Annotated in this window: 22 protein-coding genes; 9 read left to right on the forward strand and 13 right to left on the reverse strand. The window is 73.9% G+C overall.

All coding sequences use genetic code 11. The features are described 5' to 3' along the window. The first annotated feature begins 140 nt into the window (after positions 1–140). On the forward strand, positions 141–1,058 hold the full coding sequence (locus tag ACIA8F_RS19150) for an NADP-dependent oxidoreductase (RefSeq protein ID WP_399380377.1): 918 nt from the start codon (positions 141–143) through the stop codon (positions 1,056–1,058). Between the two features lie 174 nt (positions 1,059–1,232). Here the strand turns inward: ACIA8F_RS19150 and ACIA8F_RS19155 are convergent, their stop codons facing one another. From ACIA8F_RS19155 to ACIA8F_RS19185, 7 genes are all read right to left on the reverse strand, one after another. Beyond that, positions 1,233–2,306 carry a DUF1996 domain-containing protein gene (locus ACIA8F_RS19155; RefSeq protein WP_399380131.1) on the reverse strand — a complete coding sequence of 358 codons (1,074 nt, stop codon included), beginning with the start codon at positions 2,304–2,306 and terminating at the stop codon, positions 1,233–1,235. Between the two features lie 126 nt (positions 2,307–2,432). After that, positions 2,433–4,622 (reverse strand): discoidin domain-containing protein, encoded by a 2,190-nt coding sequence (locus ACIA8F_RS19160; RefSeq protein ID WP_399380133.1) that lies wholly within the window; start codon positions 4,620–4,622, stop codon positions 2,433–2,435. 435 nt (positions 4,623–5,057) lie between these two features. After that, the gene (locus ACIA8F_RS19165; RefSeq protein ID WP_399380135.1) at positions 5,058–5,465 is read right to left on the reverse strand and encodes a hypothetical protein; all 408 of its coding nucleotides are present in this window, start codon (positions 5,463–5,465) and stop codon (positions 5,058–5,060) included. A gap of 73 nt (positions 5,466–5,538) precedes the next feature. Then, positions 5,539–8,088: an RNA repair domain-containing protein gene (locus ACIA8F_RS19170; RefSeq protein WP_399380136.1), complete on the reverse strand. Its 2,550-nt coding sequence runs from the start codon at positions 8,086–8,088 to the stop codon at positions 5,539–5,541. Next, positions 8,088–10,046 (reverse strand): RNA ligase family protein, encoded by a 1,959-nt coding sequence (locus ACIA8F_RS19175; protein ID WP_399380138.1) that lies wholly within the window; start codon positions 10,044–10,046, stop codon positions 8,088–8,090. Before ACIA8F_RS19175 ends, ACIA8F_RS19170 begins: the two co-directional genes overlap by 1 nt. 81 nt (positions 10,047–10,127) lie before the next feature. Next, positions 10,128–10,793: an NAD(P)-dependent oxidoreductase gene (locus ACIA8F_RS19180; protein ID WP_399380139.1), complete on the reverse strand. Its 666-nt coding sequence runs from the start codon at positions 10,791–10,793 to the stop codon at positions 10,128–10,130. 748 nt (positions 10,794–11,541) lie between these two features. Beyond that, positions 11,542–13,287: a VanW family protein gene (locus ACIA8F_RS19185; RefSeq protein WP_399380140.1), complete on the reverse strand. Its 1,746-nt coding sequence runs from the start codon at positions 13,285–13,287 to the stop codon at positions 11,542–11,544. Between the two features lie 285 nt (positions 13,288–13,572). Between ACIA8F_RS19185 and ACIA8F_RS19190 the strand changes: the two genes are divergently transcribed. Beyond that, positions 13,573–14,679: an NUDIX domain-containing protein gene (locus ACIA8F_RS19190; protein WP_399380142.1), complete on the forward strand. Its 1,107-nt coding sequence runs from the start codon at positions 13,573–13,575 to the stop codon at positions 14,677–14,679. Positions 14,680–14,733: 54 nt separating this feature from the next. Continuing rightward, positions 14,734–15,264, forward strand: a complete 531-nt coding sequence (locus ACIA8F_RS19195; RefSeq protein WP_399380143.1) for an SRPBCC family protein — start codon at positions 14,734–14,736, stop codon at positions 15,262–15,264. A 53-nt stretch (positions 15,265–15,317) separates the two neighbouring features. On the opposite strand, the gene ACIA8F_RS19200 is transcribed toward ACIA8F_RS19195, so the two are convergent. After that, a complete protein-coding gene (locus ACIA8F_RS19200; RefSeq protein ID WP_399380144.1) occupies positions 15,318–16,604 on the reverse strand; it encodes a hypothetical protein in 1,287 nt (428 codons plus the stop codon). Positions 16,605–16,821: 217 nt separating this feature from the next. Here ACIA8F_RS19200 and ACIA8F_RS19205 point away from each other — a divergent pair, with 217 nt between their 5' ends. Next, positions 16,822–17,358: a hypothetical protein gene (locus ACIA8F_RS19205; protein WP_399380145.1), complete on the forward strand. Its 537-nt coding sequence runs from the start codon at positions 16,822–16,824 to the stop codon at positions 17,356–17,358. Between the two features lie 78 nt (positions 17,359–17,436). Here the strand turns inward: ACIA8F_RS19205 and ACIA8F_RS19210 are convergent, their stop codons facing one another. Both ACIA8F_RS19210 and ACIA8F_RS19215 read right to left on the reverse strand, forming a co-directional pair. Beyond that, positions 17,437–18,939, reverse strand: a complete 1,503-nt coding sequence (locus tag ACIA8F_RS19210) for a DEAD/DEAH box helicase (RefSeq protein WP_399380147.1) — start codon at positions 18,937–18,939, stop codon at positions 17,437–17,439. Positions 18,940–19,048: 109 nt separating this feature from the next. Next, positions 19,049–19,543, reverse strand: a complete 495-nt coding sequence (locus tag ACIA8F_RS19215) for a MarR family transcriptional regulator (RefSeq protein WP_399380148.1) — start codon at positions 19,541–19,543, stop codon at positions 19,049–19,051. 105 nt (positions 19,544–19,648) lie between these two features. Between ACIA8F_RS19215 and ACIA8F_RS19220 the strand changes: the two genes are divergently transcribed. Next, on the forward strand, positions 19,649–20,017 hold the full coding sequence (locus tag ACIA8F_RS19220) for an HGxxPAAW family protein (RefSeq protein ID WP_399380150.1): 369 nt from the start codon (positions 19,649–19,651) through the stop codon (positions 20,015–20,017). On the opposite strand, the gene ACIA8F_RS19225 is transcribed toward ACIA8F_RS19220, so the two are convergent. Continuing rightward, positions 19,935–20,984: an isopenicillin N synthase family dioxygenase gene (locus ACIA8F_RS19225; protein WP_399380152.1), complete on the reverse strand. Its 1,050-nt coding sequence runs from the start codon at positions 20,982–20,984 to the stop codon at positions 19,935–19,937. The genes ACIA8F_RS19220 and ACIA8F_RS19225 overlap by 83 nt on opposite strands. Before the next feature lie 222 nt (positions 20,985–21,206). Here ACIA8F_RS19225 and ACIA8F_RS19230 point away from each other — a divergent pair, with 222 nt between their 5' ends. Continuing rightward, positions 21,207–21,413, forward strand: a complete 207-nt coding sequence (locus tag ACIA8F_RS19230; RefSeq protein ID WP_399380153.1) for a cold-shock protein — start codon at positions 21,207–21,209, stop codon at positions 21,411–21,413. A gap of 96 nt (positions 21,414–21,509) precedes the next feature. After that, on the forward strand, positions 21,510–22,046 hold the full coding sequence (locus tag ACIA8F_RS19235) for an AAA family ATPase (protein WP_399380379.1): 537 nt from the start codon (positions 21,510–21,512) through the stop codon (positions 22,044–22,046). A gap of 17 nt (positions 22,047–22,063) precedes the next feature. Here ACIA8F_RS19235 and ACIA8F_RS19240 read toward each other — a convergent pair whose 3' ends face one another. Continuing rightward, entirely contained in the window at positions 22,064–22,675 is a 612-nt protein-coding gene (locus ACIA8F_RS19240) for a TetR/AcrR family transcriptional regulator (RefSeq protein ID WP_399380154.1), read from the reverse strand. Then, positions 22,672–23,025: a DUF1304 domain-containing protein gene (locus ACIA8F_RS19245; protein WP_399380155.1), complete on the reverse strand. Its 354-nt coding sequence runs from the start codon at positions 23,023–23,025 to the stop codon at positions 22,672–22,674. Before ACIA8F_RS19245 ends, ACIA8F_RS19240 begins: the two co-directional genes overlap by 4 nt. A 111-nt stretch (positions 23,026–23,136) precedes the next feature. On the opposite strand from ACIA8F_RS19245, the gene ACIA8F_RS19250 reads away from it, so the two are divergent. Together ACIA8F_RS19250 and ACIA8F_RS19255 are read left to right on the forward strand one after the other, a co-directional pair. Next, positions 23,137–24,171 carry a BtrH N-terminal domain-containing protein gene (locus tag ACIA8F_RS19250; protein ID WP_399380157.1) on the forward strand — a complete coding sequence of 345 codons (1,035 nt, stop codon included), beginning with the start codon at positions 23,137–23,139 and terminating at the stop codon, positions 24,169–24,171. A gap of 113 nt (positions 24,172–24,284) precedes the next feature. Next, positions 24,285–26,030 (forward strand): cation:proton antiporter, encoded by a 1,746-nt coding sequence (locus ACIA8F_RS19255; protein WP_399380159.1) that lies wholly within the window; start codon positions 24,285–24,287, stop codon positions 26,028–26,030. Positions 26,031–26,034: the final 4 nt, after the last annotated feature.

The following is a 26,034-nucleotide window of genomic DNA, read 5'->3' on the forward strand; positions in this document are numbered from 1 at the left end:
CGGCCGGCCTTCTTCGCGCCGCGCCGCGCCCGCCCCTCCTCCCGGGACGGGCGCGGTACTTCGTGGTGGGATGGGGGGCGGGGGACAGGTGAACGGCGCACGGAGAGGCGAGAGGTATGTCCGAGGACCAAGAGGGCACCATGCGGGCGATGACGTACGACACGTACGGCGGAGTGGAGGTGCTCTCCGAGACCCGGATCCCGGTACCCAAGGTCGGGCCCGGCGAGGTCCTCGTGCGGGTCCGCTGCGCCTCCGTCAATCCCGTCGACTGGAAGATCATGGCGGGCGGTCTCGACGGCCTGATGGACGTCGTGTACCCCGTCGTCCCCGGCTGGGACGTGGCCGGGACCGTCGAGTACGTGGGCATCGACACCCCGGAGTTCGCCGCCGGCGACGAGGTCGTCGCCTACGCCCGCAAGGACTACGTGCACGGCGGGACCTTCGCCGAGTTCGTCACCGTCCCCGTACGGGCCCTCGCGCCCAAGCCCGCCTCCCTGACCTGGCAGCAGGCCGCCGGGCTGCCCCTGGCCGGCCTCACCGCCTACCAGCTGCTGACGCGCCTGGACACCGGCAAGGAGGACATCGTCCTGGTGCACGGGGCCGCGGGCGGCGTCGGCTCGCTGGGCGTGCAGATCGCCCGGGCGCTGGGGGCGCGCGTCATCGGCACCGCCTCCGCGCGCAACCACGACCGGCTGCGGGAGCTGGGCTGCGAACCCGTCGAGTACGGTGACGGCCTCGCCGAGCGGGTCCGCGCCCTCGCGCCCGACGGGGTCACCGTCGTCGCCGACTTCGTCGGGGGAGTCCTCGACACCACCCTGGCGGTCCTGGCCGAAGGCGGCCGGCACGCCTCCATCGCCGACAACACGGTGCTCGGCTCCGGCGGCCAGTGGATGTGGGTGCGCCCCGCCGGGACCGACCTCGCCGAGCTGGGCCGGCTGGCCGACGCCGGGCAGCTCACCGTCACCGTCGCCGAGACCTTCCCGCTCGCGGAGCTGGCGGCCGCATTCGAACGGAGCCGGGAGGGGCACACCGCCGGGAAGATCGTCCTGGAGGTCTGAGCCGGAACGCACGACCGCGCGCCGCCCGGGTGGGTTCCGGGCGGCGCGCGGGGCGTACGGGGTGTCCTGCCGGGGATCAGGCGCAGGACCGAAGGGGAACAGGGCGTGGCCGTGGCCGGTGTCCCGCCGGGTCAGGCGCAGGCGTACGTACCGGACCGACGGGGGAGCGGGCGCCTACGGGAGGCGTCCGTCGGGGCCCAGGACGGTACCGGCCTCCGGGTGGAACTGGTCGTAGCCACGGTTGTTGCACTGCAGGCCGCCCTTGATGCAGTGCTCCACCATGGCGTTCAGGGTGCGCTCGTCCCACGCGTTGAAGAAGTCGTAGTGGAAGGTGTGACCGGACCCGCTGGACAGCCTCACTTGAGACATGTCACCGCTGACCGGGAAGGCCATCTTGAACTCGACCATCGGGACCGCGACCGGGTGGGAGGCGGGGCAGACGTTGTCGTTGTTGCCCGGCTTGGTCACCGGGTAGGCCATGTGCGCCTTGTGGTCCGGGACGTCGAGGTTCTTGCCGTCCCAGCAACTCGGAGACTGCATGCGGATGTTGAGCTGCGAGCCGGCCGGGCAGTTCGCCGGGAACTCGGTGTTCTTGAAGCTCTCGCCGCACTCCCAGCCCTCGACCCAGCCCTTGTGCGCGCGGAACTCCGCCGCGGTCTGGGTCGGGCTGCCGACGACGAAGCGCAGACCCTTGGGGAACGGGCGCACGCTCGTGTAGTCGGTGACCCCGGTCTTGTAGTAGATGGTCTGGGGGCCGGTGGGCAGGATCTTCTGGGTGCCGTTGAGGAGCGTCGGCATCCAGTAGCCCGACAGGTCGCCGACCGCGGTGCAGGCCGTGCTGCCGGCGCTCAGGGAGGCGGTGGTGCTGTTGGCGTCCGTGCCGGTGTTGCCCATGAAGGTGTGGTCGTGGGAGGCGCCGGGCCGGCCCGCGAACACGATCGGGTCGTCGGGCGCGGTCTTCGTGACCGAACAGTTCGCCTGGAACTCGTGGAAGTAGCGGTCCGGCGGGTTGTTCCAGGACGGGGTCACGCCGGTGACCTGCGGGACGGCCGGGATGTAGCCGTCGCCGTCGGGGTCGTCGCCCCCGGCGACCGCCGCCACGGCGGAGTGGTCCATGTTCATGTGGACGGCCCCGGAGTCGGGCGAGGCCTGCGCGGTGAGCGTGGTGGCGCCGAGACCGGCGGCGGCCGTGACGGCTATGGCCGCCGAGACCAGGAGTGCGGACAGGGCCCGCGGTCGGAGATGCATCGTTGGGTTCAGCTCCTTGTGGAGGGAGGGGAGGAGAGGGCGCAGGGTGGGAGAGCGCTCTCTCGGTTGCCCCGGAAAACGCGGGGCGGCCGGTGGCCGCCCCGCGAACCGGGCGTCAGGAGGTGATCAGGGGAAGGAGACGACGGTGGAAGGGGTCGTCGAGGTCCCCGAGGTCGGTGCGCCGGTGTTGTTGATGACGTGCTCGTACTGGCCGTTGCCGCCGAGCGAGACCACGAGGATGTCGTGGAACTTCACGCCGGGCTTCACCGGGACCTCGAAGCCGTGGTCCTGACGGATCGTCGGGTCCACGTTGTAGTAGCAGTAGCTGCCCAGGCCCCAGCCCTCGTGGGTGTTGACCGAGTCGGCGACCTTGTAGGCGGCGTACCCCTTGACCGAACCGTTCTGGATCGCGGCCTGGTTGGGGGCGTCGTACGCCTTCTCGTTCTGGAAGAAGATGGTGCGGCCGCGCTCGCCGTTCCACTCCACGTCGTACTTGTTGAAGTGCTCGACGAACAGGCCGGTGGCCAGCACGTCGTCACCGTTGACGCGGAACCCGTAGTCGGAGCGGTTGGTCTCCCAGCCCACCCCGTCACCGTGGTCGGCGCGCCAGATCCAGGTGTGGTCGACGATCGTGTCGTGGTTGTTGATCACCATGCCGACCGTGGCCTTGCCGGCGCCCGCGCCGCCGACGCGGATGAACACGTCCTGCACGGTGGTCGGGTTCGCCGCGTGGTCCGTGGTGGTGCCGGCCGGGCCGACCTCCAGCAGGCTCGGGGAGTTGACCTGGCCCGCGTCGACCAGGAAACCGGCGAGCTTGACCCCGTCGACGTCGCCGACCTTCATCGCCGTCACCCCGTTGTCCGGGACGATGGTGGCGAGGCCGAGGCCCAGGACGACCGTGTCCGCACGGTTGACCTGGATGGTCTGGTTGACGTGGTAGACGCCCGGGGTGAAGAGCAGGTGCAGGCCCTGGGCCAGCGCCTGGTTCATCGTGGCGGCGCTGGTGCCCGGCTTGACCACGTAGAACTGGCTCAGCGGGATCGAGGAGCCCTGCGGGGCTCCGTTGCCCCAGGAAGTACCGCGGGCGTTGGTGCGCTTGGCCGGGACGAACACCTTGTACTCGGCGCCGTCCAGGTAGAGGAACGGCTTCTCGCGGGAGACCGGAGTGGTGTCGAGGGTGGTGTAGCGGGGCTCCGGGAAGGCCTGCGCGGGCGCGCCCTGGGTGCCGGAGAAGACCTGGTTCCACACGCCGTTGGACCAGCCGCCGATGGAGCTGTCACGGGTGTACCACTGCTGCTGCGAGTAGTTGCCGACCTGGCCGTCGATCTTGGAGTCGGCGATGAAGCCGCCCGAGGACCAGCCGTAGCCGGACGGGGCGAGGTTGAGGCCGCCCTTGACGTGCATCCGGCGGAACGGGGCGGCCTGGGAGACGGCCCAGCGGTCGGTTCCGTTGACCGGGTTGAGCGCGAGGTTCTCGGCCGAACGCCAGAAGTTCTGCGTGGCGTTGCCGCCGAACCAGCCCGCGTCCACGGTCACGTCGCCGTTGATGGTGGTGTCGTCCGGGCTCAGCCCGAGGCCGGAGATCGAGGTGTAGAAGCCGATCTGGGCGTTGAGGCCGTTGTAGGTACCCGGCTTGAAGAGGAACTGGTAGCGCCCGGAGCCGAACTGCGCCGACTCCTGCTGCGCGAAGACCTGGTCCAGCTTGGCCTGGATGTTCGGCGTGGACGGGTCGAAGACGATCACGTTGGGGCCGAGGTCACCGCCGCCGGGGAGCTGCGGGCCGGTGCCGCCGGTGGTCCCGTAGACCTGGAACTCCCAGAGGGAGTAGCCGTATCCGGTAGTCCGCTGGGTGCCGTACACGCGGACGTAGCGGGCGGTGCCGGTGATGTCGTGGGTCTGCACGCCGCCCGTGCCGTTGGCCGTGGAGTAGGCCGTGGACCAGTTCGTGCCGTCCGTGGACAGCTCGACGCGGTACGCCTTCGCGGCGGCGGTCTCCCAGCGCAGGACGACCTGGCTCAGCTGGGCGGCCGCGCCGAGGTCCACCTGTATCCATTGCGGATCGGAGAACTGGCTCGACCAGCGCGTCCCGTTGTTGCCGTCGACGGCCGCGGAGGCGGGGGTGCCGGCACCCTCGGAGGAGGAGGCGGTGGCGGGCTTGCCCTGGGAGAGGAGCGTGGGGGCGGCGGTTGCCGCGGTGCTCGGCAGGAGCACGAGGAGGGCTGCGACCAGGACCCCGGCGAGGGAAGCCACGGTCAGCCGGGACGGACGCGAGGCGCGGGGCGCGCGGTGGGGTGGGTGGGCGGAGAGGAGGGGCATGCGGGGCTACTCCTGACGTTGTGGATCCGGGGGGATCGAAGCGTGAGTGAACTGCCCGGCGCCTGGGCCGTCAAGGGTTTGAGCGTTCATGAACTGAAGATCCAATGACGTGTCAAACGTGCATCAGGCCTGTGAACTTGGAGTTTCTTCAATCCTTGTGAAAAGTATTGACGAAAAAACTTCACAGGACTCTACTGATGCTCTGACCGCTCCGTCCCGCCGTGCCGGTCAGGGCGTGCCCCTCGGGTCGGGGAGGATCGGCCCGCGGTGTCCGTCACCGCGGGTCCGGTCTGATCCGTAGGGCATGCCCTGGGCGGGGCGGAGCTCCCGTCGGGACCGCTCACGACGTTCGGAGGGTGGGGTCCGATGGTCGGCCCGTGCCCTTCCCGCGTTCGTTACTTGTCGTCGGGGAAGGTCGGGGAAGCTCGGGCAACGTCAGGGAAGGTCGGGGACGGTCCCGCAGTCCGCCCACGTCACCTCGGTGCCGGGCAGTGTCGCGGACCAGGGCCCGGCCACGGACGCCAGGGTGCGTGCGTCCGGCGGCGTGTGGCCGAGGCCGATCGCGTACCGGGCCAGGGTCCCGGTCCGCTCGAAGGGGCGGGGCCAGGCGTGGGCGTCCGGGCACCCCGCCCCGGCCAGGGCGCCGAGCAGGGCGCGCAGCCGCCCTCGGGTGCGGCCGAGGTTCTCCTCGAAGTCACGGGGTCGCGAACCCGTCACGGTGACCACGGCCCAGGCGGCGTTCCGCCGGTGCGGGGGCGCGGCGACGCCGAGGGCGTCGGTGAGCCGCGCGGTGGGACTCTCCTCCAGCGCCTCCCATGCGGCGAACAGCTCCCTCGTGAGCAACTCGGCTCCTCCGGGGGTGACTTGGTCGGTGCAGCTACGGACCGGGGCGGAGGGGGTCAGCACGGTGACGGGATCACCGGCGGCGCCCTGGGCTGCCCGTGCCGGTGCCGGTACGGCTGCCCGCGCGGCTGCCGGTGCCGGTGCCGGCGTGGTCTGCGGCCGGTCCAGGGCCACCGGGGTGCGCCAGTCCCAGGCGGCCCAGGTGGCGAAGAAGGTGCGGAGCAGGGGCCCGGGGGAGAGGTCGGGGGCGGGAGCGGACCGTGCGGGCAGCCAGCACCGCCCAGGCGAGTCCCGGCAGCCCGCCGAAGGGTGCCGAGTCCAGACCGCGGGACCGGGCCCAGGCCTTGACCTCGCGCGCCAGCCGGGCGAACGCGGCATGCTCCGGGCCCGCGAAGTCCCGTACCGCCTCGGCGTCGCTCACCGCACTCAGCGCCACCGCCGCGGCCTCGCCCAGCTCCGCCCGCCGGGCGACGGCCCGTTCCGGCGGCACCGCCCCGGTGGCGACCACCACGAGGTCCACGTCCAGCCCGGCGACGCCGAGCCGCAGGCCCGGCACCCGGGCACCGGTCACCTCGCGCAGCCGCACCGCCCCGGGCAGCGCCGCTGCGATCCGTGCCCGCACCGCCGCCAGGTCGACGGCCCCGGGCAGCGCCGCGACCAGGTCCAGATCGGCCCCCTCCGTCGCACATCCCATCCGCCGCGACCCGACCAGGTGCACCACCCCCTCGGGCAGCGCCGCGACGATCCGCGCAACGAGGGCGTCGGCGAGAACCGCGCCGCCGCCTTCACTGCCGCCTTCACCGCCGGCCGCGTGACCGGCATCCGTACCGGCGTCGGCGTGCGCCCCGGCCCTGTCCCTGTCCCCGGCCCCGTCCGCCGCCGGCTCCGGCTCCGGGCTGCTTCGGACGGCGGGTGTGGGGCGGGCCGGTTCGGGGAGCCAGTGGGTCGCGCCGGTACCGAGTTCCACCGTGGCGCGGATCTCCATCGGGCCGTCCCCGCGCCGGGACAGCACGGCGACCGAGGTCACGCGGGCGGCCCGGGCGGCACCGAGGCGAGCCGCGCACTCGCGTTCCGCGCGGTGGGGATCGGTGCTGCGGCCCAGGGTCAAGTGGGGGGTGAACCCCTCCGCCCGGCCCCGGCAGCCCGGGAAGCGGGCGGCCAGGGCGCGGCGCAGCTCCTGCCACGGGGCGTCACCGGCCGCGGCCGGGTCGAGCCACAGGGTCGGGCCGAAGGAGTGCACGCCCTCCAGGCGCGCCGTGAACGCGGCCGTTTCCGCGGCCGCTTCGGCCAGCAGGGGCAGGGCCGCTTCGAAGGAGGACTCCGGTACGAAGCCGAAGAGCAGGTTCACGTGTGCGGGCCAGCGTTCCGCCTGCGGGTCATGTGCGCGGCGCAGCTCCTCCACGGCCTCGTCGGGCGGGAGCAGCCAGGCCACCGCCGTCCGTGCGGTGGGCCGGACGTCCAGGACCGCGTGCCCGGAGTCCGTGCCCCCGTCGGCCGCCGGGGTGAAGTCCAGGGCGGCCTCGACCCCGTAGTGGTCCGAGATGAACAGGCCCTCCAAGCCAGGGCTGTTGCCGCGCAGTGCGGCCTCCGTCACGTGAATCTCCTGCGACCGCAGCAGGATCCGGTCCAGACGAGCAGCCCGACCCGTCAACGACCCCACGGCCGCCAGCGGATTGGCGACCGGATCGAAGGTGGGGGTCCCGTCCTGCGGACCGTGCACCTCGGTCCACGCGTCCCGGAGTCCCAGCGCCGCGGCCGGCCCCGTGGCTCCCGAACGGCCGTCGTTGAAGTCTCCGAGGAGGACCGCGTCGGCGGCCTCGATGCCTGCCAACCCCTCTGAAATACGGGCCAGTTCGACCGTGCGCCGGTCCTCGCCCCGCTCCGTGTGGTCGCTCGTCAGATGGGTGGCCGCGACCACCAGCGGGCCGCGGGCCGTGTCCACGGTCACGGCGACGACCGCCTTGTGCGGACCCAGTACGTGAACGCCCGCCTCCCGCACCGGCAGTCGGCTCAGCACCAGCAATCCGCTCTCCGCCACGTCCCGGCCGCCCGGGTCCGCCGCGACGGTGTAGCCGTCCCGGACCCACGGTTCGGCGAGCAGCATGTGAAGAAGCTCCCGCTCCACCTCCTGGAGGGCGATCACGTCGGCGACGGCGGTCGCCAGGTCGGCCAGCAGCAGTGGTCTGCGCCGCTCGGTGGCGATGCGCGGGGCGTCGTACCGGTCCCAGAGTGTGTTCCACGTCAACAGGCGGATGCGGGAGGGGCGTTGGGCGTGGGAGGTCGCACCCTCGGGCGCGGCCCGCCATGCGCCGCCACCGGACGCGTCCCACGCGTACGGGGTCCGTGCGGTGAAGAACGGTGCGCGCAGCAGCCTCGGGTCGCGGACCCGCCCGGCCGCGGTGCCGTCGATGGTGTCGACGCCCGTCGCCCGGTCCCAGACCAGCTCGCCGTCGGCTTCCACGAACAGCACCCGGTGCCAGGGGATGTCGCCCCCGGGCACGAAGGACGGCAGGGGTACCCGCTTCGGCGCGGCTCCGCGCTGCAGCAGACCCAGCGTGAATCGCGCGGGATCGAAGCGGGGGTCCCAGCGGACCTGGTGGTAGAGCTCCTCGCTGGTACGCATCAGCCCTCCTCACGGGTCGCGGAGCGGGCCGCCGTGCCGACTGCCGTGCCGGGGGCCGGGCCGACTGCCGTGCCGGGGGCCGGGCCGGCCGCCGGGCCGATCGTGCCCGCCGTGTCCTCTACGGTTCCACCCGCCCCGATGTACCACGTGCGGTGCGCCTCACCGGGATAGGGCGGAACGAACCGCCGCAGCTGGGAGACCAGCACCTGCTCCGGTACGGGGTGGGTGCGCCGGGAGTTGCGGCGCATCAGCTCCGCCTCCCCGACCAGCAGGACGGCGTGGGTGACGAGCGCGTCACGCCGCCGGGCGACCGCACCGGCCAGCCCGCGCTGGTGGGCCGTGAGCGAGGTCGCGTCCCACACCACCGTGCCCCCGCGCCGTGCGGCCGAGGCGAGTGCGGAGTCCAGTCGGTCGAGGCCCTCGCGGAGCACGTCCGCGTTGTCCCGCTGGTCCGCTCGGGAACCCCGGGCACCGCGCAGGTCGTCGAGGCTGACGTAGGCCTCCACCCCGGGCAGGTTCCGGGCGTACGTGCTCTTCCCGCTGCCCGAGGGTCCGCAGAGCTGCACCAGCCGCGGGAAGGAGGCGCCGTCCCGCCACCGCCAGGTCGCCGCGACGGCCTCCTCGGCGCCGGTCAGTTTGCCCTGGCCGTAGGCGAGGCGCGCCTCGGCCCAGCAGCGGTCGGCCGCGTCGGCGCCCGTACCGCCGCCGCCGTTTCCGTCCCCACCGCAGGCCCCGTCCGCGTTGCCCGTCCCGGCTCCGGCCAGGGCCTCGCGCAGCGAGGCCCGCAGCGGCTCCAGCGGCGCGGGCCCGAGCAGCCCCGCCTCCTCGGCGTGCAGCGCGGACCACTCCACGCACGCTCCGGCCCCCTCGTCGCCGTCGCCGTCGCCGGATCCGGGGAGCGCCCCGGCCAGTGCGTGCAGCACTCCCAGATCGGCCGCCTCCGCCATCCGCACGAGCCCCGCCCGCCGTTCCGCGTCCGGATAGGGGAAGGGCGTGCGCAGCGCCGGGCAGAGCCCGACCAGGTCCGCGACCCGCCGTGCCGTCGCCATCCCGAGCGGGCCCGCCGCCAGCCGGGACGCGAGCACGGCCCGCGGGACGCCGTGCAGGGCCGCGGCCAGGATCCCGGCCAGCCGCTCCTCGCCGGACCGGCGCACGTCCAGCCCGTCGATGCGGTCCGCCACGTCGGCGACCAACCGCTCGACTCCCGCCGCCCCGACGGCCGTGTCCGCAGTGTCCCCAGTGTCCGCCCCCGCCGCTCGGAGCAGCCCGACCGCGCGGAGCAGCCCGGCCGCGTCCGGGTCCGCGCCCGACCGGGCGTCCCAGAGGGCGGCCGCGGGACCGAGCCCGTTCGGCACGACCTGGGCGTACATCCAGTGCGTGTCCGTGCGTACGTGCCCGCCCCGCACCCACTTGGCCACGCACCGCCCGAAGTCGGCCCGGTCGAAGCCGGCCGCGGTGCGGACGACGTACCCCTCCTGGCGCGCCGTGTCGAGCCGGAGCCGGCGCAGTGCCCGCTCGTCGTAGATCCCTCGCCACAGGACGCGCGGTCCCGGGACCCCGAGGCCGCGCAGGAAGAGCACGGTCCGGTCCCAGTCCAGGCAGTGGTCGCCGTCCCACACCGAGAACCCGTAGAACCACGCGTCGAGTTCCTCGTACGCGAGGGAGTGGCGGGCGTAGACGTTCTCCCCGCAGACCCGCCAACCGGCCGGTATCCCCGGGCCGATACGGCTCTGCAGGCCCTTCACCCAGGCCCGCGACGGATGGTGGCCCGAGTCGAGCGACCGCGCGTGCAGTCCGTCGGCGTACAGGGTGGTGTTCTCGCCGTCGAGCTTCTCGGTGACCACGACCTCGCGCCCGGCGAACCCGGCCTGCATGGCGGGACCGGTGGTGCGCACGTCGTCGGACGTCGCACCCGGGGACCAGGGCAGGTGCGGGGTCCGGGGGTAGTGCGTACGCATGATCCGCTCCCTGCGGGCCGGGGCTGGTGCCCGGTCACTCTAGGGAGGCGGAACCCGCCCGGACCAGCGAATATCGGCGGCTCAGTAACCGACGGTGAACCGCTTGCCCGGGTGCGCGTCGCGCTCGATCTCGTCCAGCAGGGCGACCGCGAAGTCCTCCGTGGAGATCAGACTGTTGCCGTGGTCGTCCACGACCAGGTCGTCGAGTCCCAGCCGGTACGTGCCCGTGCGGGTGCCCGGCTCGATCGTGGCGGCCGGGCTGAGGTTGGTCCAGTGGACCTCGTCGACCGGAACGGTCCGCAGGAAGTCGAGGGCGTCCCCGTGCGCGTGCATGAGGGCCACGACCGGCGCCGGAATCCCGGCCTGGTCCCAGACCATCGGTCCGCCGGGGGTGCGCAGGGAGCCCGCCCCGCCGACGGTGACCACGCGCGGCCTGGGGCCGTCCTCGCCGAGGGCCTGCACGCCGCCGATCAGTGCCTTCGCCGCGCCGACGAGCGTGCCGGGATCACCGGAGCCCGGACCGTAGGCGCTGACCACCACGTCCTGGCCGGCCGCCGCCCGGCTCACGGACGCGGTGTCGAGGACGTCGCCGCGTACGACGGAGATGTCCGCGGAGCTGGCTTCGGACTCGGCGAAGTGCGCGGGATCGCGCACGACGGCCGTGACCTCGTGTCCGCGCCCGAGTGCTTCGTGCAGCACACGGGATCCGATCATGCCGGTCGCGCCGAAGAGAGCGATCTTCGCCATGGCCACTCCTGGAGGTGGAGGCTGGAGGGTCCCCGGTCGGGGTCCGCCGGGCCCATCCAAGCGAATCCGGCGTCCCGCACCCGGCAGCGCCACGCGGTCGGCGGCAGCACGGTCGGCGCCGTCAACGGCACAGCGCCACGATCGCCGGATCCACCCTCCCGCGGGCCGCCGCGCACAGCGGAGCCATGTCGTACGTGCGGCTCGGCGCGGGCCGGCTACGGCGCGCCTTCGCGGCCGGTGCCGCGGGCTTCCTCGGCGCGGCCCGCCGGGGCCGCTCCGGCCGGTGCCTCGGGGCGGCGGGCGCGACCCGGCCCCGTGCCCGCGCCCGGGCGGCCGGCGCCGCGGGCGCGGCCGGCCGCGGCGCCACGGCGCTCCCCGGCAAGAGGGTCGGGGCCGCCCCCGGCGCGGGATCCTGCTCCTGCTCCGGGGCCGGGTCCGGATCCTGTGCCACCTCCGGCAGCGTCCCCAGCGGCCAGGCCTCCGCGGCCGGTTCCGGGAGGGCCGTCCGCGTCTGCGCCGGCCCGGACCGTGTTCCGTTCCCGGACCCGGGAGGGGGAACGGCTCCGGGCCCGCCCGGGCCCACGGTCACACATCCGGTCAGACACCCGGCCGCCAAGGCCAGCGCGACGATGATCAGGGGCATCCACGGTCCCCGGCGCGACTCCATCCGCCCACCCTGCCCGACGGACCCCCGCACCCCCGTACCCGCTCACCCGCACGGGTGGTCCGGATCTCCCGACGGGAGGGCTCAGCCGCAGGTCACGCTGTCCCTCGGCGTGTAACGGGTCTTCATCGTCTCGCGCTTGACCTCTTGCCCGCCCTTCACGAACACCCGGTCGACGGCGACGTCGAATCCCTCCAGCGGGGACTGGGGTTCGCACTTCGGGCCGGTGTCCGTGCGGACGGCGGGCGGCTTGACGTTCGTCCGCGGGCCCTTGGCCGCGCGGACCTCGTCGTACTTCTTCGTTCCCAGGAAGCTGATGGTGATCGAGGTGTCGGTGGCCTCGGCCTGGATGTAGAGGGCCTTGCCCGAGTCGTTGGCGAAGCGCAGGTCCAGGCTGCCCCAGGCCACGGTGGCCTCGCGGCCCTCCGGATAGCGCTCGATGTAGAAGGAGTGCGCGCCGTACTCGACGGGCTTGACCCCGGAGAAGAACATCGCGTTGAAGACCGTGGTGGCCACCGCCGAGACTCCGCCGCCGGAGGCCTTCTCGTACTGGCCGTTGTTGATGATCAGGCCGTCGACGAAACCGTTCTCCTTCGTGCGCTCACCGACGCGGCGGTTGAAGCTCCACGTCTCGTCGGGCAGCACGAGCGAGCCGTCGATCAGCTCCGCTGCCCGCCCGATGTTCGTCGTACGGTACGGGGCCTTCTCGAAGTCGACCGTGAAGGAGGACACCTCCTCCTTGATGCCCAGCTGCCCGACCGTGTCCTTGGTGAGCGAGGGCCGGACCTCCTCGGTGGCGACCTCGCCCGTACGCTCCGCCGCGCCCGTCCGCGTCAGCAGCGGCAGCACGGCCGCGGACAGGCCCTCCTCGGCGACCCGGCGTCCGGCCCGGCCCTCCTCGGCGACGGAGACCGCGCCGGCGGAGTCCTTGCGCAGCTTCGCCTCGACGGGCTGCGGCGTGGCCTGCCGCAGCGGACCGGCCAGCTCCGGGTCGGCGAGCAGAGCCTTGGCGTCGAGGCCGGGGGCGAGGCGGCCCCGGCCGTCGTCCTTGAGGCTCAGGTGCTTGGCGAGGACGGCCGGGCCGACGGGTATGCGCTTGCCCTGGACGGTCAGGGTGACCGGGGCGGACACGGCGGGTTCGGCGAACTCCTTCAGCGCCCGCTCCGTCTCCTGCTGCCCGATGCGGGGCTCCGTGGTCCTGACGGGGAGCACGACGGGTCCGCCGTCCGCGGGACGGGCGTAGGACGTGCGGAGCACCCCGAGGGAACCGTCGACGTCGAGTTCGGTACCGGTGACCGGGGCCACCGCCTTGGCCTTGCCCTTCTCGAAGGAGACCGAGCCCTCCCGGGCTTCTTGCCGGGTCCTGGCGCCGACCCCGTCCAGGGCGGAGCGGGCCGCCTTCTCGTCGAGGCGGACCACCGGTTCCACCGCGGGATCACCGGAGGAGAACAGCCGGCCGATGACGCTGACCGGGTCGGAACCGGAGCGGGCCGCCCGGTCCGCGGTGGCGGCGGTGTCCAGGGACAGGCCGAGCGTCGCGGGAGCGGCCTGCTCGGTGCGCTCCCCGATCCGCAGGGCCAGCGGGGAGGCGGCGGCCGGGCCGAGCGCACGGTTCAGGGTCTGCCGGGCCTCGGCGCGGCTCATCCCGCCTATGTCGATCCCGCGCACCTTCGTACCAGCGGCTATGTCGTCGCCCGCCAGCAGCAGGCCCGCGGCGTACAGCCCACCGAATCCGAGGACAGCGGCGCCGCCCGCCACGCCGGCCACGGCCGGAACGGTCCACCGCTTGCCGGTGGCCGCCCGGGTGCCCCTGCGGGGTGCGCGTCGCATGTCTGGTCTCTCCTCGGTCCGGTGACGTGGTCGGACCGGCGGTTTTCATGCCGCCAGTCCGCCCCGGGAACGTAGCAAGATCCGTGTAACCAGGTAATAAGGAGGTATAGGGGTGGCAAAGGGGAATGTGCCGATCTCCGTAACCCGGGGGGTGTCCGCGCTGTTGCACAGCCCGCGGGACCACCCGTGCGGAACGCCCCGTCGGGGCCCGCGCGATGGCCGCGATGCCGGCGCGACGGGGCAGCACGCCGCCCCCCGCGGTGCCCCTACGGTGAATGGAGTCCGATGCCGCAGCTGACCGACGAGGACGTGACCGAGGACACGGGCCCCGCCCCGGCCGCACCGGGGGCCCGCGCCGCCGTACCACCGGCCGCCGTACCCCCGGCGGTGCCCCATGCGTCACCGGCCGAGCGCCCCGGCACGTGGATGACCCCCGAGGAGTACGGGGCCTCCCGAGCCACCCTCTGGACCGGCGCCGTCGTCCTCGTCACCGATCCGGACGGCCGTGTCCTCGTGCAGAGCGTCGACTACCGGCCCGACCGGCTGCTGCCCGGCGGCGCCGTGGACGCCGGGGAGGCGCCCGCCGCCGCGGCGGCCCGCGAGGTGTACGAGGAGCTCGGCGTCGAGGGCCGCTACCCGCGCGGCCTCGCCGTCGACTGGATCCCGGCCGACGCACCCGGCATGCCGCCCGGTATGGGGTTCCCCGGCGAGATCCTCTACGTCTTCGACGGCGGCACCTGGACCCGGGACCGCATCGAGTCCGTCCGCCTCCCCGCGCAGGAGATCACCGCCGTCCACTTCGCCGAACCGGCCGAACTGCCCGCCCTGATGGACGCGGGCGACGCCCGCCGCGCCCTGTCCGCGCTCCGGGCCCGGATCAACGGCGGAGGCGCCGCCCTGCTGGAGGACGGCCGCCCCACCACCCCCACCGCCCTGGACCGGCTCGGCGTCCTGCGCAGCCCCCGCGGTGCGCTGCACGGCACCTGGCACCCGGGCCCGGTCCCCGCGCACGTGACGACGCGCGATCCGGCCGGCTGGCTCTTCGCCCCCGACGGGCGCGTCCTGCTGCTCGTCGCCCGCGCCACCGGCGCCGCCCACCTCCCGCCCCCGACGGCGGGCCGCACCGCGGGCGCGCTCCCGCTCGGGTACCGGTACGCCGACCAGGGAGCCCACCCGCGCACCGCGGCCCGGATCGTCGCGCTGCCCCCGGGCCCGGACCCGGCGTACGCACGGCTGCTGGCCACCCCCGAACAGGTCCGCGAACTGAGCGACTGGGGCCCGGCGGGCCACGAGGAACTCGCCGCCGTCCACACCGCCCGCGCCCACCTCGCCCTCCCGGCGCCGCCCCGCACCCCGCCGACCGAGCTCCCGGCGGAGGGCTGCCACTGGTGAGCGCGGTGCGGCTCAATCCTCGCCACGCGGGCCCCGGTCCCGCAGCATGAGGGCATGAGCGAGACTGCGATCACCTACACCGTCTACGTCCAGGCCGATCCCGCGCGCGTGTGGCAGGCCCTCACCGAGCCCGCGTTCACCCGCCGCTACTGGGGGCTCGACTTCGAGACCGACTGGCGGGTGGGCTCGACGATGGCCTGGGTGGAGCGCGGGGCGCGGACGAGCGATCCGGAGCAGGTGGTGCTGGAGTGCGTACCGGAGCGGCTGCTCTCCTACACCTGGCACACCTTCACCCCGCAGTGGGCCGCCTCCGTGGGCATCGGCGAGGAACTGCGCGCCGAACTGGCCCGCGAGCGGCGCACGAAGGTGACGTACGAGATCGAGCCGGTCGGTGACACGCTCGCCCGGCTCACCATCCTCCACGAGGACTTCGAACCGGGCGGCACCCTCATCGGCATGTGCGGGCGCGCCTGGCCGATGCTCGCGTCCAGCCTCAAGACCCTCCTGGAGACCGGCGCCCCGCTCCCCGAGCCGGGGCACGCCAACGACCAGGGCTCCGGCGGATACGAGAGCCACGGGGGCTGAGCGCGCGGCCCGGTACGCCGCCGGACACGGGGATGCGGGGTCCGCCGGCGGGGTCAGGTGCGCGACGGGACGGTGCAGCTCGGCCGCCCGTCGGGGATGTCCTTGCTGTCGTCGTACGGGTCGACCACGGGCCACGGCCGTGCGGCGGCGGCCGCCTCCCTGGAGAAGTAGGGGTGGACGAAGCCGTCGACCGTGCCGCAGTCGTGGTTGCCGAGCTGCCGGCGGTACCCGGCCGGAACCAGCTTCCCGGCCGTCACACCGGGGGACTCGGACGCGGCGTAGAGCAGCACGAGCTGCCTGCGGACGACCACCCGCGCCACCTCCTCCGTGCCCGGCGCGGGCCCCGGCTCCGGGTGCGGGGCCACGCGCCGCACGGCGTAGACGAAGGTGTAGTCGGCGTGGATCCTGAGCTGTCCCGGAGCGCCGCCCGCCTCGTAGGTCATCCGGCCGCGCACCCTGATGCCGCCTAGGGCCGGGGTGAGGCGGGCCGGGTCGAAGCGGGTGAACAGCTCGGTGGGATCGGCGTCCGGAAGCCCCGGCGCGCGCAGGTGCTCGGTCAGCTCGGCGCGGGCGGGCTGCAGCGGATCGAGCAGCTCCATGGCATCGGCGGGCCAGGCGCCCTGGAGCACCTCCGGATCCAGATTGGCCGCGACCAGGAACTCCCGGGCCCGGCGCAGTCCGTCGGCGACCTTCTCCTTCGGGACCGAACCGACCGCCGCGGCCGCGGGCAGCGGGAGCTCCTCCTTCTCGGACGCCCAGGTCCGGGCGGGCGAGCCGCGCAGCGGCAGGCCCGTCGTGGCCGGCCAGTCGTCGGGCCACGCCTGCTCGTCGAGCGCGGCGGCGTAGGGCTTGCCGTCGGGCCCCTCCTCCGGGGCGGTCACCAGCCACGCGGTGACCCCGGCGAGCGCCAGTGCGGCGGCCGCGCCGACGGCCAGCCGCCGGGCCCGCCGCCTGCGCTGCTCGGCGTGGAAGACCGCCCCGGGGTCCTGGCCCTGGCTCTGCGCCCCGTGCGGGTCCGGGCCCTGGCCCGGGTTTTGTGCCCAATGCGGGTGCGGGTGCGGGTGCGGGTGGGGGTGCGGGTCCGGGCGTGGGTCCTGGTCCTGGCCCTGCTCTTGCGCCCAGCGTGGGTCCTGGTCCTGGTCCTGGTCCCGGTCCTGGTCTCGTGCCCAGCGTGGGACCCGGGCCTGGCCCTGGTCCTGGCTTTGCGCCCAGCGCGGGACCCGGACCTGGCCCTGGTCCTGCCCCTGTCCCCGGTCCCCGCTCCGGCCCCGCCCGTGGTCCCGCCCGTGGTCCTGTCCGTCCGCGCGCAGTCGCGCGACGAAATCCGCCGGCTCCGTCATGTCAGGCCCCCGCCCGTGCTCTTGGCTCCGCTCCATCTCACAGGGCGTCACCGATATGGCACAACCCGGACCGAGATCACGTAACAGTCCTGTGACCTGCGCAGATGCGGGACGACCGGCTCCGCTGAGCCCCCGTCGCCCCCACCGTCGCCGTCTCGCGGGCGCTTGATGCCACCCTGACAACTCGCCGTTCACCGGGGTCGTGTGGAATGGCCGCATGGGGAGAAGCGAGCACCAGATGCGCCGAGGCGGCCCGGACCGCCCGACCGAGGGGACGACGGGCGCGGTGGCGGCGAACGTGCCGTCCGAGCACTGGCGCTACGCCCGGCACCTGGAGTCCCTGGCGGCCGTCTCCGGTCAGCCCGGGGAGGCCGAGGCCGTGGCCGCCGTGCTGCGCGACCCGGACCTGGTGATGGCCGAGAGCGCGGTGGTCACGCACCTCGACCGGCGGGCGGCCGGGCTGCTGGCCGACGAGGCCTTCCCGGCCTGGGCGCAGGCCGTCGGCGCCGCGCTGGGCGGCCGCACCTTCGCGGCCCGCCGACTGCGCGAGTGGACCCTGCTGAAGGCCGTCACGCGGGGCGAGCCCTGGTCCGCGGCGGAGCTCCTCGCCGCTTCCGACTGGTGCCAGCGCACGGCGGCCCAGTACCTGCACGCGGGCGAGGCCCTGCGGCTGCTCGCCGCGGGCGCCCGGACCCGCCGGGTCCGCAACGCGGCGGCGCAGCGGCTGCTGCGGCGGACCGTGGTCGGCTCCTGAGCCGCCCCGGACACCCGGAGGGGTCCCGGACACACCGGAGGGCCGGAACCGCACCCGCGGTCCCGGCCCTCCCGTGCGCTACTTCGTGCCGCGCCGCACCCGCGCCGCGGCGCGGGCCTCGGCGGCCTGCCGGGCCTCGATGGTCTTGCGGGACTCCTTGCCCTTCCCGGGCCGCCCGGGCCGGGTGCCGATCCCGCGGAAGCCCAGGTCCGAGCCCGAAGGCCGGCCCTTGGCGTCGGTGGCCGCGGCGCCCGCCAGGGGCACGCCGGAGGGGGCCTTCGCGCCGGTGATGCGGCTCAGCGCGGCCTCGCCGGAGCGGACCTGGGTGATGGTCGGCCGGATCTTGGCGTCGGCCATCAGCCGGACGATGTCGCGCCGCTGGTTGGGGGTGACCAGGGTGACGACCTTGCCGGACTCGCCGGCCCGCGCGGTGCGGCCGCCCCGGTGCAGGTAGTCCTTGCTGTCGGCCGGCGGGTCCACGTTGACCACGAGGTCGAGGTCCTCGATGTGGATGCCCCGGGCGGCGACGTTCGTCGCGACCAGGACGTTCAGCAGGCCGTCCTTGAACTGGCCCAGCGTCCGGGTGCGCTGCGGCTGCGACTTCCCGCTGTGCAGTCCCTCGGCGCGCACGCCCATGGCCCGCAGGTGCTTCACGAACTGGTCGACCCCGTGCTTGGTGTCCAGGAACATCAGCACCCGGCCCTCGCGCGCCGCGATCTCGGTCGCGGCCGAGACCTTGTCGGCGGCGTGGATGTGCAGCACGTGGTGGTCCATCGTGGACACCGAGGCGGACTGCGGGTCCACGGAGTGCCCGACCGGGTCCTTCAGGTACCGCTGGACGAGCGCGTCCACGTTGCGGTCCAGCGTGGCCGAGAACAGCATGCGCTGGCCGGCGTGGTGGCACTGGTCGAGGATCTCGGTGACCTGCGGCATGAAGCCCATGTCGCACATCTGGTCGGCCTCGTCGAGTACGACGATCTTCACGCGCTCCAGGTGCACGTCGCGCCGCCCGATGAGGTCGCTGAGCCGCCCCGGGGTGGCCACGACGATCTCGGCGCCGGTGCGCAGCGCGCCCGTCTGCTTGCCGATCGACAGGCCGCCGACGACCGTGGCCATGCGCAGCTTCAGGGCCTGCGCGTACGGGGCCAGGGCCTCGGTCACCTGCTGCGCCAGCTCGCGGGTCGGTACGAGGACCAGCGCGAGCGGCCGCTTGGGATCCGCCTGCTGTCCCGCCGTACGGGCCAGCAGGGCCAGGCCGAAGGCGAGGGTCTTGCCCGAGCCCGTCCGTCCGCGGCCGAGGATGTCGCGGCCCGCGAGGGAGTTGGGGAGGGTCGCCGCCTGGATGGGGAACGGCGCCGCCACCCCCTGGTCGGCCATCGTCGTCACCAGCTCAGGGGGCAGGCCGAGCTCCGAGAAGGACTCCACCGGCGGCAGCGCCGGCGTGGTCGTCCGGGGCATTGAGTACTCGCCCTGGGGGCCGAGGGTCCGCGGGGTCTTCCCGCCGCCCTTCGCACCGCCCTTCGGGCCTGCCTTCGCTCCGGGCTTGATGCCGAAGCGCCCATGAGGTGACGGGTTCTTCATGCAGAACCTTCCGTGAGACGCGTGTCAAAAATGGTGGGGCGAAATGTTCGGTCACGTTGATCGGGAGCGCGACGCGAAGGCCGCCAAAAGACGAATTTTACCATCGGGCCTACGGGGCCACGGGCCCGAGCTCCCCGGCCCGTACCCGGTCCAGATGGGCGGTGACCTCGGCCGTCGCCCGCCCGAACCAGTCGGCGATGACGGCGATCTCGTCGGGGGTGTACTCGGCGAACAGCGCACCGAGCCGGGCGTAGAAGGGCTCGTAGACGGCGAAGATCCGTGCGGCGGCGGCCGGTTCCGCGACCACCCGCACCCGGCGCCGGTCGGCGGGATCGGGCTGCCTGCTCGCGTATCCGGCGCGCTCCAGGCGGTTGAGCACCCCGGTCACCGCGCCGGTGGTGAGGTTGGTCAGCTCGGCGAGGTCGCCCGCACCGAGCGGGTCCTCACCGGCGCCCAGGATGTGGCCGAGGCAGGTCAGGTCGGTGACGTTCAGCCCCAGGAGCTGTGCCACCTCCTGCTGGCCGACGATGCCGAGAGCGACGTACCGGTCCATGCGCGTCAGCGCCTCCTGGACCGTGGCCGCGGGGCGGGGCTTGCCCTGCACGCGGATACTCCTTAGCATCTAAGTTACTTAGCTCGTGAGATAAATGGCTTTCCCCGTAAGAGAACGCCATCCGAGCCTACTGAACCGACGAAGCAGGGGAGAACGATGAGCGCTCACGGGCACGTGGACCTCGGCCACACGGTGGCGGGCTGGACCGGCACCTCGATCGCCCTGGTGGGAACTGCGGGGGCGGGCGCGTCCCTGTGCGCCGCCTGGACCCCCGGCATCTGGATCGGCCTGGGGGTCGTCGTGGCGGCGGCCCTCGTCACCTGGCTGCTGCACCTCGCCGGCTGGGGCAAGCCGAGCGGGCCCCGGCCGGAGAGCCAGTGGGACTGGCGGGTCCGCGACACCGCCGCGCACTCCGGCCACGCCGACTGCCTGGGCTGCCGGCTCAGCGGACCGCGGCGAGGTGCCGCAGCAGCCCTTGGCTCTCGATCCGCCGCGTCGTTGCCCGCTGCGGATAGCACCGCATGAACATCCGGGTGAAGTGCTCCCCGTAGTGGATCACCGCGGGCTCCGTGCCGCCGTACCCGCCCTGCTGCACCCGCGCCGGGTCGAGCGGGCGGATCCGGGCACCGAAGCGCGGCTCGTGGAAGTAGGCCAGGGCGTACCGCTCCCGGTCCGCCAGCCGCACCCGGTGCGGGGTGGACAGCAGGGCGCCGCCGGTCATGAACTGGAGGATGTCCCCGGGGAACACCGTCAGCACCCGCGGTACGGGCGGTACCGGGGTCCAGCCGGGCCGGTCCTCGGCGAAGCCCGCCGTGCTCTCGCCCGGCAGCCAGTTGCGCGGACGGTCCTCCCCCGTCACCGGAGGCCGTACGAAGAGCCCGCCCACCTCGTCCTGGGCGGCGATCACGAGCAGTCCGTAGTCGGTGTGGGCCCCGATCCCGCGCTCCGGCGTCCGCCCGGCGGCGGGGAAGCGCAACACCCGCATGTGGTGCCAGCCCCCGCGGGTCGGGCCCGCGAGCCGGTCGATGCCGGCCGGTCCGAGGCCGAGCCCGAGGGCCACGAGCCGCAGCAGCCGCTCCCCGAGCCCGCCGACGCCCGCCAAGTAGGCCTCCATGGCCGCACGGTAGCCGGGGGAGGGCCAGGGGACCGGGCCGTGGCAGGGCAGGCCCCCGGCCTCGGCCGGAGCGATGTCGGGGGTGATGGTGAAGATCTCCGAGGCGTCCGGCCGGCCGGCCGTCACCTCCTCGCCCGAGGCCGTGTACCCGCTGTACGAGGTGTCGTTGAGGTACCCGGCCTTCTCCTCGGCGGGCCGGGCGAAGAACCGCCGGCTCGCCGCCAGCGCGGCCCGCGTACGGGCCTCCTGCCGTCCGTCGGCAGCCACTTGGAAGATCCCGTCGCGCTGCCAGGCACGGACCATCGCCCCGCCGAGCATGATGTCCGCCGTCGTTCCCGTGATCCGAGCCGGCACCCGGAACGTCGCGAGCTCGCCCATGTCCGTCCCCTCTCGAAGACTCCTCCGGAGCGCCCCGCCGAGCCCCGTGCCGGGGCCCGCACGAAGGCCTGCTCCCCCGATTCACGGACGGGGCGGAGGAAAGTTCGAATACCCGGAAGCCCCCCGGTCGGCCGCGCTTGGCGTGTGCTCGGGCCGATCAATGGGCAGGATCGGGACCGGCCGCGTGTGCGGCCGGTGGAACGTTGTGAAGGATCAGTACAGATGGCAACTGGCACCGTGAAGTGGTTCAACTCGGAGAAGGGGTTCGGGTTCATCCAGCAGGACGACGGCGGTCCCGACGTGTTCGTGCACTTCTCCGCAATCCAGAGCACCGGCTTCAAGGAGCTGCTGGAAGGCGCGAAGGTCGAGTACGACGTGACGCAGGGGCCGAAGGGGCCCCAGGCGGAGCAGGTGGTCCCCATCGGCTAGCGCCGCTTCACGAGCCCGGCCCGTGAGCTGAGCCCCGCCTGCCGACCCGGCGGGGCTCACGCACGCCCGGACCGGCCGGGTAGCGTGGGCCGGATGATGACCGGCACGCCGGACACCCGGCTGATCGTGATCCGCGGCAACTCCGCCGCGGGCAAGTCCTCCGTGGCGGAGGGGATCCGCGACCGCCACGGCCGGGGCCTCGCGCTCGTGGGCCAGGACAACCTGCGCCGCGTCGTCCTGCGCGAGCGGGACACTCCTGGCGCGGCGAACATCGGCCTCATCGGCAGCGTGGCCCGCTACGCGCTGGACCACGGCTTCCACGTGATCGTCGAGGGGATCCTGTACGCGGACCGCTACGGCCCCATGCTCGACGCCCTGCGCCGCGCCCACCGCGGGCCGACGCACTTCTACTACCTCGACGTGCCCTTCGAGGAGACCCTGCGGCGGCACGCGGGCAAGCCGTATGCCGCCGAGTTGGGTGAGGCGGAGCTGCGGGACTGGTACCGGCCGCTCGACCTGCTGCCCGGCGACTGGGAGAGCGTCATCGGAGCGGAGCACTCGCTGGAGGACACCGTCACCCGGGTCATGGCCGAGACCGGACTGTCGGCGCAGGGCGGTCGTACCGACCCGTAGCGGAGGCCTTCCGGGGGTCAGCCCGCCCGGTGCAGGGCGATGAGGAGCAGCCAGATCCGGTCCGCCAGTGCGGCCGGGTCCGCCAGATCGCCGGGCAGGTCGCCGTGCAGCCAGTCCGCGAACACGGCGGTGAAGGCGGCGGCCACCGCCGAAGCCACCAGTTCGGGGCGCGGGGCCCCCACCGCGGCACGTTCGGCCCGGCTGCGTGCGCGCAGTTCCCGGTAGAGGCGTTCGCCGAGCGGGCCGCCGCCGCCCGGCAGGAGCAGGGTGCGGTAGAGCGGTGCCCGGTCGGCCGCGCCGCCGAGGAAGGCGGCCAGTGCGGCCGGGGGCCGGGCCGGGGGGAGGGCGGACGGATCCGTCTGCCAGGCGTGCAGGGCGTCGACCGCCGCGTGGACGACGCCGGCGCACGCGTCCACCGCGAGCGCGGTGAGGTCCTCGTAGTGCAGGTAGAACGTGGCCCGGCCGACGCCGGCCCGGCGGACCACCGCCGAGACGCTGACCTCGCCGAGCGGCCGGTCCGCGCACTCGGCGAGGAGGCTCTCGCGCAGCCGCTCCTTGGTGCGGGCGGTCCGGGGGTCGGTCCGCCCGTCGGCCTGCGGGTCGGTGTGCCCGCCGGTCCGCGGGGTCATCCGGCCAGCAGCGCCGCGCCCAGGGCGAGGGCTCCGGGCAGGGCCTGGGTGAGGAGGATGCGGCGGTTGGCGGTCGCGGCCCCGTACACCCCGGCGACGATCACGCAGACGAGGAAGAAGATCTGCGTGGCGAGCGAGTCGATGACCAGCGACCAGACCAGGCCGGCGGCGAGGAATCCGTTGTAGAGGCCCTGGTTCGCGGCGAGCGGGGCGGTCAGCCGGGCCGTGTCGGCGTCGAAGCCGGACAGGGCGCGGCCGGGCGGCCGCTGCCACAGGAACATCTCCAGGACCAGGAAGTACGCGTGCAGCGCGGCGACGAGGCCGATGAGGATCGTTGCGACCGTGTGCACGGCCACCTCCCGGGGGCGGGGCGAGCGGAGGGCGGCCCCTCCGACTTCCTGGACAACTGTACAGGAAGTCGCTGCGCGATCGACGGCCCGTGGCACGACTACGCTGACCGCATGACTGCGCTCGTATATGAAGACTTCGCCCCCGGACGCCACCGCGAGGCCACGCTGATCCGGCACGCGCTCGGCAGCGTGCACGAAGAGGCCCTGGTCGCGGGCCTGGCGGGCGGTATCGGCTTCATGTACTTCGTCTTCGAGTACGCCGGACGGCCGCCGATGCCGACGATCGTGGCCCAGGCCCACCCCGACCCCTGGGTCCAGGTCGCCCTCGGCCGCCTGCGCATCCCGTACGAGGCCACGCGCAGCGCCAAGCCGCGCTGGAACCGGGTCGAGGCCGCGCTCGACGCCGGGGCCCCGGTGTTCTGCACCGTCGACCGGTCCGCCCTGCCCTGGCACGGACCCGCCCCGGTGGCCGAGCTGGCCGCCGCCGATCCGTACGTGGTGGCCCTGGTCGGCTACGACGGGGACACCTTCCGGGTCGACGACCCGGCAGCCGGTCTGGACGGGGCGGGCGGCCCGTACGCGATCGGCCGCGAGGAGTTCGGTGCGGCCTGGTCCGGGCACAAGAAGGGCCGCCACCAGATGGTGGTGACCACCGGGAAGCCGGCCGGCGAACCCGACCTGGACGCGGCGGTCGCCGCCACCGTCTCGCGCCTCACCGGTCCGGTGCTCGGCAACCACTTCGACGTCAACTTCGGCTTCTCCGGCATGGAGAAGTTCGCCTCGCAGCTGCGCGACACCAGCACCCGGACGGGCTGGGAGCGGCGCTTCGCCACCCCCGAGGCCTTCGCCCTCGGCACTCAGCGGCTGTACGCCTGCCTGGAGGAGGAGTGGACCGCCCCGGGCGCCACCCGGCCGCTGTACGCGGACTTCCTCGACCTCGCCGGCCACGCCGAGGCGGCCGCGCTCTTCCGCGACTCCGGGCGCCAGTGGTCGCGGCTGGCGGAGCTGGCCCGCGCGGCGGACCCGGCGGCGGACGCCGAGGGCCGGCGTGAGCTCTTCGACGCCTGCGCCGAGCTCGTGGACGGAGCCCTGGTGCTGGAGCGGCGGGCGGCCGGACTGCTGCCGGAGGCCGCGCCCGCCGCGTAGGGGTGGCACGGGACCGCGTCAAAAGTTGAGTTGTTCAATTTTTGACGCGGTGAAACCTAGGGGCGTACGGTGGACAAACCGTCCCCGAGCATCCCTAAGGCCCCGTACCGCTCATGGAAATGACCCTCGTCTCGATCGTCGGCGTCAGCAGCATCGTCGCCGTCGCCGCCTTCTCGAAGCGACTCGGCCTCGCCGCCCCGCTGAGCCTGGTGGTCGTCGGCATCGCCCTCAGCTTCGTACCGGGCGTGCCGGCGCTCGCCATCGAGCCGGAGTGGGTCCTCGCGGGCGTGCTGCCACCCCTGCTCTATTCGTCTGCCGTGAACATGCCCGCGTCGGACTTCCGCCGCAACATCAAGGCGATCAGCGGTCTCGCGGTCCTGCTGGTGGTCGTCACCACCCTCGGGGCGGGCTGGCTCTTCCACTGGCTCATGCCCGGCCTCGGCTGGCCCGCCGCCTTCGCCCTCGGCGCCGTGGTCAGCCCCACGGACGCGGTCGCCGCGACCTCCATGGGCAAACAGCTCGGCCTGCCGTCACGGCTGCTGACCATGCTGGAGGGCGAGGGACTGGTCAACGACGCCTCCGCACTGGTCCTGCTGCGCTCCGCGATCGCGGCGATGGCCGGAACCGTCTCCCTGGCCGGGGTCGCCGGGAACTTCCTCTTCTCCGTGGCCCTCGCCACCGCCGTCGGCATCGTCGTGGGCCTCGTCAACGTCCGGGTCCGGGCCCTGCTCAAGGACAGCCTGCTGAACACGGCGATCTCCTTCGTCGTGCCCTTCGTCGCCTTCCTGCCGGCCGAGGAGTTCCACGCCTCCGGAGTCCTCGCGGTGGTCGTCGCGGGTCTCGTCACCGGCCACCAGGCCCCGCGCTTCCTCAGCGCCCAGGACCGGCTGGCCGAGGCCATGAACTGGCGCACCCTCGCCTTCCTGCTCGAAAGCGCCGTCTTCCTCCTGATGGGACTCGGCCTCAAGGGCCTCCTCGACCAGGTCGCCGCGGACGGACTCAGCGCCTGGCGCGCCCTGTTCATCGGCCTCGCGGCCGCCGCCCTGGTGATCGTGGCGCGCATGGTGTTCGTCGCCCCGCTCATCGCCTCCCTGCGCAAGGACGCGCAGCGGGCCGCCGAGAGGAAGCCCCGGCTCGACTGGCTGATGGACCGGCTCGGCGCACCGGAGTCCGAGCAGGAGACCAACCCGCTCAGGCCCCGCAGGGAGCTGACGCCCCGCCGCAGGGAGCAGATGAAGGAACGGGTCACCCGGGCTTCCGCCGACGCCGACTTCAAGGTCAACGAGAGCCTCGGCTGGCGCAGTGGCGTGGCCCTGGCCTGGGCCGGGATGCGGGGGGCGATCACCGTCGCCGCGGCCCAGACCCTGCCCGAGGACACCCCCTACCGCCCGCAGCTGCTGCTCATCGCCTTCGTGGTCGCCACCAGCACCCTGCTGCTCCAGGGGCTGACCCTGCCCGCCGTCATCCGGAAGGCGAAGATCTCCGGGGACGACCCGGTCCGCTTCCAGGAAGAGTACCGCCGGCTGCTCGACGAGGTGGCCGCCGCCGGCCGGGCCGCACTGGAGGAGCCGGGCCTCGTACGGGGCGACGGCAGCCCGTACGCACCGGAGGTCCTCGCGAAGGTCCGCGAGGACGCCCGGCTGGACCGGAAGGACACGGCCGGCAGCATTCCGGCCATCGAGGGAGCCCGCGAGCAGTACGTGGACCTGCGGCTCGGTGTGATCGCGGTGTCGCGGGACGCCGTGCTGGCCGCCCGCTCGACCGGGATCTACAGCTCGCAGGCCATCAACCAGGCCCAACGGGGGCTGGACCTGGACGAGGCCATGTTCCAGAGGCTCAGCGCCGCCACCGGCCACTGAGCCG

The organism is Streptomyces sp. NPDC051563 (assembly GCF_044454225.1).
GTDB lineage: Bacteria > Actinomycetota > Actinomycetes > Streptomycetales > Streptomycetaceae > Streptomyces.